This window comes from Brasilonema octagenarum UFV-OR1 (assembly GCF_963888615.1).
Taxonomy (GTDB): domain Bacteria; phylum Cyanobacteriota; class Cyanobacteriia; order Cyanobacteriales; family Nostocaceae; genus Brasilonema; species Brasilonema sennae.
The window spans coordinates 1-6,544 of the sequence record NZ_CAWPKW010000180.1; the positions used below are offsets into that span (position 1 = coordinate 1).

The following is a 6,544-nucleotide window of genomic DNA, read 5'->3' on the forward strand; positions in this document are numbered from 1 at the left end:
TCGGAACCTCACCCTGCCCTGTCGGGCATCCCTCTCCTTATTAAGGAGAGGGAAACTAAAAGCGAGGGTGAGGTTTTGAGCGTTCCGGTGTGTACACGGTAACCCCGCAAGCTGTCTTCGGGCAAAGGTTCATCAAAATCATCAGGCACTGTAAACTCTCCCGCACACAAACCAAATGGTCGTAATTGCTTGTTAGTACTTGTAATTGGTTTTAGTTCGGCAATTGCTTTGTCTGCTTGGATAATGACAAAGCTTTCACCTGCCTCAACTTGATTGAGATACTTCAAGGGATCTGGTTTGATATCGTCAACTGTGACTCTCTGCATCCTTTGTACTTCGGCGTACTGGTGTGGAGATAGTACATTCCTTAAGCCAATTTTAGTATAAAGTACCTACCCACAAGGGTGAAGCACTTACTCAGTAATTTAGACTAAATTGGGAAATATTGCCCAACACTGTTATTTAAAAAGTCAAAAGTTTCTTATGGAACCATCACCACACGAACTAAACCAACCCAAATCAAAAGTAGAAAGTCCTACCACGTTGCTTAAGCGCTTTAGTGCTGGGGCGGCAGTCGGACTGATAATTGCTGCATTAAGTTGGGGTAGCTATGCTTATTTTTTTGACAATTTCATACCGCTAACCAATGGCATTATATTCTGTTTGGGACTGACAATCATCTCCGGGTTAATGACACTCAAATGGGGCTACAACACATTGGAGTCTTTGTTGCAGTTATTGTCGTAGTGTTAACAGACGTATACGGGGTTTTCTGTTCTAATGCTTACCTAACTCAGCCTACAAATTTATTCAAAGTTTCCAGGCAGGCAAGATGCCTGCCCGACAAGAAAATACAATTAACCCAAAGCCGATCGCAACTCATTTTGCGCTTGTTCCAACGCCAGAGGTAATTTACTCGCATCACGTCCGCCTGCTTGTGCAAGATTCGGTCTTCCGCCGCCGCCACCGCCACAAATTTTGGCGATCGCACCCACAAATTTCCCAGCTTGCAACCCTTTCTTATTCACCTCTGAACTAAAAGCTGCAACTAAGCTGACTTTCCCCTCTTCTGGAACAGAACCCAACACTACTGCACCATTACCAAGTTTTTGCAGCAAGCGTTCGGCTGCAGTTTTTAAGGACTCTGGATCAACGTCTTCCATCTTGGCGACGAGAATTTTATAATCGCCGATGGATTCGACTGTTTGCAGCAAACTATCTGATTTGGCGATCGCAAGCTGTGACTTGAGAGTTTCTAATTCCTTCTGGCTGGTTCTGAGTTCGTTTTGCAGAGTTGTGATTCTGTCGGGGAGTTCTTCGGGTTTTACCTTGAAGCGATCGCTCAAATCTTTCACGACCTTATCTCGTACATTCAGGTAATCTAGGATTGCAGGACCAGAAACTGCTTCAATTCGCCGCACTCCTGACGCCACACCAGCTTCAGAGATAATTTTGAAAACACCTATCTCCGCAGTGTTACTGACGTGAGTCCCCCCGCACAATTCCATTGATACACCTTGAAAATCAATGACGCGTACTTCTTCGCCGTATTTTTCCCCGAACATAGCAACAGCACCTCTAGCTTTTGCTTCTGCTAAAGGTAGAATTTCCACTTTGGCAGAATGTGCTTCAGCTATCCAAGAGTTTACCTGTTCCTCAACTTGGTGTATCTCATCTGGTGTTAAAGCACGGGGACAGTTGAAGTCAAACCGTAATCTGTCAAATGACACCAGCGAACCTGCTTGCGAGATGGAGTCATCAACAATTTTCTTCAACGCCGCTTGCAAGAGGTGAGTTGCGGTGTGGTTAGCTTGGAGACGACGACGACAAGCTTGGTCAATTTGGGCGGTAACAGTATCTCCTACTCGGATTGTACCGCGTTCGATGCGTCCGAAGTGAACAAAGAAATCAGATTCTTTTTTCACGTCGTGAATTGTCACGAGGACGCCATCACCGGAGAGATATCCGCGATCGCCAATTTGTCCTCCCGACTCTGCATAAAATGGAGTTTGGTCGAGGACAATTTGCACGTCTGTTCCTGCTTCTGCTTCTTCTTGGGAGACGCCACTTACCAACAACACTTCGACTTTGGATGTCGCCACAGGTTGGGTGTATCCGATAAATTCTGTCGCCTGGATATCTTCTGCCAGCTTGTCCAGAGAACCTTGCACTGTTAAGTCGATTGTTTTGTGTGCTTCCTTGGCGCGTTCTACTTGCTTTTGCATTTCCGTATCAAAACCAGCCTCATCTACGGTGAGGTTGTTTTCAGCAGCAATTTCTTGAGTCAGTTCTAAAGGGAAACCGTAAGTATCGTATAAGGTGAAAGCACTTTCACCACTAATTTGGGTTTCGCCTTTGCTTTGCACCTGTTGGATAATTTCTGTCAGCAGTTCTTCACCACGTTCCAAAGTTTTCAGGAAGCGGGATTCTTCTCGTTGCAGTTCTGCTTTGATGGCGTTTTCTCTTTGCCGGACATTGGGGTAAGCTGATTCGGAGAGGGCGATCGCACTTTCCGCAACTTGGGTAGTAAACTCTCCACCAATCCCAATCAATCTTCCATGACGGACAACCCGACGAATCAGGCGGCGCAGAATATAACCTCGTCCCACATTAGAAGCGCGGATTTCATCGGCTATCATGTGGACGACTGCACGAATATGATCTCCAATCACTTTTAAGGAGACTTTGGTTTTCTCATCCGCTTTGGCGTAGTCTATCCCAGCAATTTCTGCTGCTGTTTTGATAATGGGGAAGATTAAATCAGTTTCGTAGTTATTGGGAACTCTTTGGAGGATTTGCGCCATCCTCTCCAAACCCATCCCAGTGTCGATGTTTTTGTTCGCCAGTGGTGTTAAGTTTCCTTCAGCATCTCGGTTATATTGCATGAAGACGAGGTTATAAAACTCGATAAACCGGCTGTCATCTTCTAAATCTATGTTGTCATCGCCACGTTCCGGGTGGAAATCATAGTATATCTCTGAACATGGACCACAAGGGCCAGTCGGACCAGAAGCCCAAAAGTTATCATCAGCCCCCATGCGCTTGATTCGTGCTTCCTGAACACCAATTTTATCGCGCCAAATTCCAAAAGCTTCGTCATCTTCCTCAAAGACACTGACAACGAGTTGTTCTGGAGGTAAACCAAAGACTTTTGTGGACAACTCCCAACCCCAAGCTATTGCTTGTTCTTTGAAATAATCTCCAAAGCTGAAGTTTCCCAACATCTCAAAGAACGTGTGATGCCGTTTGGTGCGTCCGACATTTTCGATATCATTGGTGCGGATGCATTTTTGGGAAGTCGTCGCACGTTTGAATTCGCTTGTCCGCTGTCCGAGGAAGATGGGTTTAAATGGTAGCATCCCCGCAATTGTCAGCAGTACGGTTGGATCTTCTGGTACGAGGGAAGCACTCGGGAGAATTTGGTGTCCCCGTTGAGCATAGAAGTCAAGGAATTTTTGGCGAATGTCGTTTCCGCTGAGGTATTGGGGATAATCAGACATGGGTATTTACAAAAATAGTATCAACGAATAAAGTTTCTGAGATGCGAGTCCTGAAAAATAAATTATAAGTTCGTAAGAAATCTTGAGTCATTTTCTCCTTATTATCTTGATTGAACTCAGCACTCATTAAGTACGTTTATATATTTTTGCATTTTGTTTCAGTTTGCGACCACTAACCTTTGCCAAGAGGGTAGGTTAGGGGTATAAGGGTGTAGGGGTGTAAGGGTGTAAGGGTGTAAGGGTGTAGGGGGAAATCCATCATTTGCCCTGATTCACCAAATCAAGCAGGATTTTTCGTCTTATGCCCTTGCCACTGTAAAACTACTTATCACATGACAGTTTATCAAGTTCGACTCGTCAATTCTGGAATCGGATTGGATCGCACCATTGAAGTCCCAGATGATCAATATATTCTTGATATCGCTCAAGAAGCTGGTATCCGTCTTCCTTCAGGATGCAATCAAGGGGAATGTTCCGCCTGTGTTGCCAAAATCATCAGTGGGGAAGTTGATCAAAGTGAGCAAAAGTTTCTACGTCCGCATGAAGTGGAAGCTGGCTACACAATCACCTGTGTTGCTTATGCTTTATCGGATTGTACTTTAGAAACTCATCAAGAACAAGTTTTGTATAAATCATCGCTTTATTTTAAGTCAAATGCAGCACCATCAGAATAGTTATAAAGGACATTTATCAAAGTCAGTGTAGGGTACGTTAACCAACAGTAATGCACCTTACAAATTTAATATTTTCTTTAGAATTCGCTAACAAGAAATTATTTATTTTATTCATAACACTTAACTCTCAATTATTTTCAAAACTAGCCAAATGGCGTAATAGGATATCTACCTTACTAGAGAGGTTGATACGCATCTGATCATTTCAAGATAGAAGAACGATGCTAAAAACATCTTCTCTAGTTAGTTTTTAGGAAACAATTTATGCCCCCAACATTACTGCCAACATTTTTAACGACTCTAATAACAGCTTTGAGCTTGCTAATTGTTGATTTAGTTGTTCCTGGTGTCAACATTAGTAACTTTGTATCGGCTTTGGTTGCTGGTTTGCTTATAGGCTTTGTGAATGGTTCAGTTAAGCCAGTTCTATCAGCTCTTTCTTTGCCACTTAACTTAGTAAGCTTGGGAGCATTTTCACTCATTGTTAACGGGATTTGTTTCTCAATAGCCGCCTTTTTAGCTCCTGGGTTCCAAGTTCACGGATTAATAGCTTTTATTCTTGGTCCAGTTGTTCTTTCTTTTGCTGGTACTTTAATTAACAATTACTTTACTGAAAGAAGAATTTTAACTGCCAGTGAAGAAATTAAAGACAAGGCGCAACTACCTTCGAGTTAAATCTCAGCAATGAGTTGTAGAGACGACACCTTCTGATCTCTACTTAAAGCCGAATTCAAATAATTCCTCTGGAGGAGTTATTCTTTCGGTTAATTCAGGAAAATGTAAGTGAAAACAGATTTTGAAAAAGTAGCAGTGATATTATGACGAAACTACTCCGTTTGGTTCTTGGTTTGGTTATTCCTCCTTTAGGTGTTTTCTTGACAGTTGGAATTGGTCCTACTTTGTTGATTAACGTTTTGCTAACGCTTTTAGGTTGGCTTCCTGGTAGTATTCATGCAGTTTGGGTTATTGCTAAGTACGAAGATAAATTGAATGGAGAGCAAGTATACTAAAGTCCAGTAAATTATCCCAGCGACAACAAGTGGCGCTGACACAGAATAAAAACCTGCATCCGCAGGTTTTCAAATACAAAAAAGAGTCCGTAAATACGGACTCTTTTTTGTGATCGCCAAGATCTATTTATTAATCGGTTCTTTATCTTTAATCTTGTCAGCCGCTGTTAAAAGCAACTCTCTTAAGATTTGTCGGATTTGACGTTCTTTTTTGGCGATCGCCGTACCCGCTTCCCCAATCTTCTCATCCAGTTGCGAGCTTTTTTCTTGTACCTGTGTAACCACCGCTTCTGCTTGTGGACGCGCTTCGTTAAACCAGGTTTTGGCGTCGTCTAAATGTCCCTTCACTTCCTCAGAACGTCCACCATAACGTGCAGCTAAGTTAGCTTGGACTATAGCCAACTGTGCTCGTAGTTGAGCATAGCGTTTCTTCAGTAGTGAAAATTCCTCACTATCTTTAATAGCATCGACAGCAGAATTGATCGCGGTTTTTGAACTAGCTGATTTCTCTTTACTCGTGTCTTGAATTTCTGTTAAAATTCCATCTACTTCTCGCTGGATATTCTCTTCTTCTTCATCCAACTTAATTTGTAGCTGTTTAACTTCAGCTTGGGTTTTTGCAATATTTTCATGTCTTTTACTATTAACGGCTTCCAAGGCTCCTTCAATAGATGCCGTCACTTCTTCTTTCAGTTCGCCACCTTTGTCTTGCAAGTTTTCAACAACTGTACTTACAGCATCTTTCACAATAGTACGAAGTTCTGTAGAACCTTCTTTGAATTCAGAAACAACCTGAGAAACTGCGGCTTTGACAATTTCTCGAATGCGTTCTGTTCTGAGTTGTCCGGTTTGTTTAGCTTGTTGCAGGTCGTTTGTAATTTGCTCTTTTATGTTATTAGGCATCTTCAATTCAGGTTGAGATTTAACTTATACAAATTTATCGACATTCTGTCTATCTTTTATGTTGACGCAATATTTTCTCTGGTGGTACATCCGTTAGATAGAAAATAATTAGCTAGGCTTCTCTCAATAGTCCTCTAACTCTGCCCAATTATCTTCTTTATAAGCATCAGAGTTATAACTCTCAGCGATCCAACGTAATATTGGGGCTGTTCTGGGATGAGTATCCCCTACTGCAATTGCATAACTCCGATATGTTTGAGCTAATTGTCTTTCTTGGCTCCACCTTGTGAATTTTGTTACAAACCACATTCCGCACCCTGAAGTGTCACATACTGGAGGCTGTAGACAATGAAGGCATGATAGTACTAGTGCACTAACAAAAAAGAAGTGCGATCACACTTCTATAGCAGTCCTATTTCATTTGTGTGAAAGTGCCTGCGCTCTGCGCTTAAAAACA

At 42.4% G+C, this 6,544-nt stretch carries 8 protein-coding genes; 4 read left to right on the top strand and 4 right to left on the bottom strand.

The window, feature by feature from the left end:
* Positions 1 to 8 precede the first annotated feature (8 nt).
* Positions 9 to 326 (bottom strand): type II toxin-antitoxin system Phd/YefM family antitoxin, encoded by a 318-nt coding sequence (locus AC5590_RS12440; protein ID WP_169268760.1) that lies wholly within the window; start codon positions 324 to 326, stop codon positions 9 to 11.
* Positions 327 to 483: 157 nt separating this feature from the next.
* On the opposite strand from AC5590_RS12440, the gene AC5590_RS12445 reads away from it, so the two are divergent.
* The gene (locus AC5590_RS12445; protein WP_169268761.1) at positions 484 to 747 is read left to right on the top strand and encodes a hypothetical protein; all 264 of its coding nucleotides are present in this window, start codon (positions 484 to 486) and stop codon (positions 745 to 747) included.
* 110 nt (positions 748 to 857) lie between these two features.
* Here AC5590_RS12445 and alaS read toward each other — a convergent pair whose 3' ends face one another.
* A complete protein-coding gene (alaS, locus tag AC5590_RS12450) occupies positions 858 to 3,500 on the bottom strand; it encodes an alanine--tRNA ligase (protein WP_169268762.1) in 2,643 nt (880 codons plus the stop codon).
* Positions 3,501 to 3,832: 332 nt separating this feature from the next.
* On the opposite strand from alaS, the gene AC5590_RS12455 reads away from it, so the two are divergent.
* From AC5590_RS12455 to AC5590_RS12465, 3 genes are all read left to right on the top strand, one after another.
* On the top strand, positions 3,833 to 4,174 hold the full coding sequence (locus tag AC5590_RS12455) for a 2Fe-2S iron-sulfur cluster-binding protein (protein ID WP_169268763.1): 342 nt from the start codon (positions 3,833 to 3,835) through the stop codon (positions 4,172 to 4,174).
* Positions 4,175 to 4,438: 264 nt separating this feature from the next.
* A complete protein-coding gene (locus AC5590_RS12460) occupies positions 4,439 to 4,849 on the top strand; it encodes a phage holin family protein (RefSeq protein WP_169268764.1) in 411 nt (136 codons plus the stop codon).
* Positions 4,850 to 4,992: 143 nt separating this feature from the next.
* Entirely contained in the window at positions 4,993 to 5,184 is a 192-nt protein-coding gene (locus tag AC5590_RS12465; protein WP_169268765.1) for a YqaE/Pmp3 family membrane protein, read from the top strand.
* 123 nt (positions 5,185 to 5,307) lie between these two features.
* On the opposite strand, the gene AC5590_RS12470 is transcribed toward AC5590_RS12465, so the two are convergent.
* Positions 5,308 to 6,087, bottom strand: a complete 780-nt coding sequence (locus tag AC5590_RS12470; RefSeq protein ID WP_169268766.1) for a histidine kinase — start codon at positions 6,085 to 6,087, stop codon at positions 5,308 to 5,310.
* A gap of 123 nt (positions 6,088 to 6,210) precedes the next feature.
* Positions 6,211 to 6,396 (bottom strand): hypothetical protein, encoded by a 186-nt coding sequence (locus tag AC5590_RS12475; RefSeq protein ID WP_169268767.1) that lies wholly within the window; start codon positions 6,394 to 6,396, stop codon positions 6,211 to 6,213.
* Between the last annotated feature and the right edge of the window lie 148 nt (positions 6,397 to 6,544).

Bases quoted from the DNA above. Each gene is read 5' to 3' on its own strand.
- AC5590_RS12445 (WP_169268761.1), top strand. From the start codon at position 484: ATGGAACCATCACCACACGAACTAAACCAACCCAAATCAAAAGTAGAA.
- AC5590_RS12465 (WP_169268765.1), top strand. From the start codon at position 4,993: ATGACGAAACTACTCCGTTTGGTTCTTGGTTTGGTTATTCCTCCTTTA.
- AC5590_RS12455 (WP_169268763.1), top strand. From the start codon at position 3,833: ATGACAGTTTATCAAGTTCGACTCGTCAATTCTGGAATCGGATTGGAT.
- AC5590_RS12440 (WP_169268760.1), bottom strand. From the start codon at position 326: ATGCAGAGAGTCACAGTTGACGATATCAAACCAGATCCCTTGAAGTAT.
- AC5590_RS12460 (WP_169268764.1), top strand. From the start codon at position 4,439: ATGCCCCCAACATTACTGCCAACATTTTTAACGACTCTAATAACAGCT.
- AC5590_RS12470 (WP_169268766.1), bottom strand. From the start codon at position 6,087: ATGCCTAATAACATAAAAGAGCAAATTACAAACGACCTGCAACAAGCT.
- AC5590_RS12475 (WP_169268767.1), bottom strand. From the start codon at position 6,396: ATGTGGTTTGTAACAAAATTCACAAGGTGGAGCCAAGAAAGACAATTA.
- alaS (WP_169268762.1), bottom strand. From the start codon at position 3,500: ATGTCTGATTATCCCCAATACCTCAGCGGAAACGACATTCGCCAAAAA.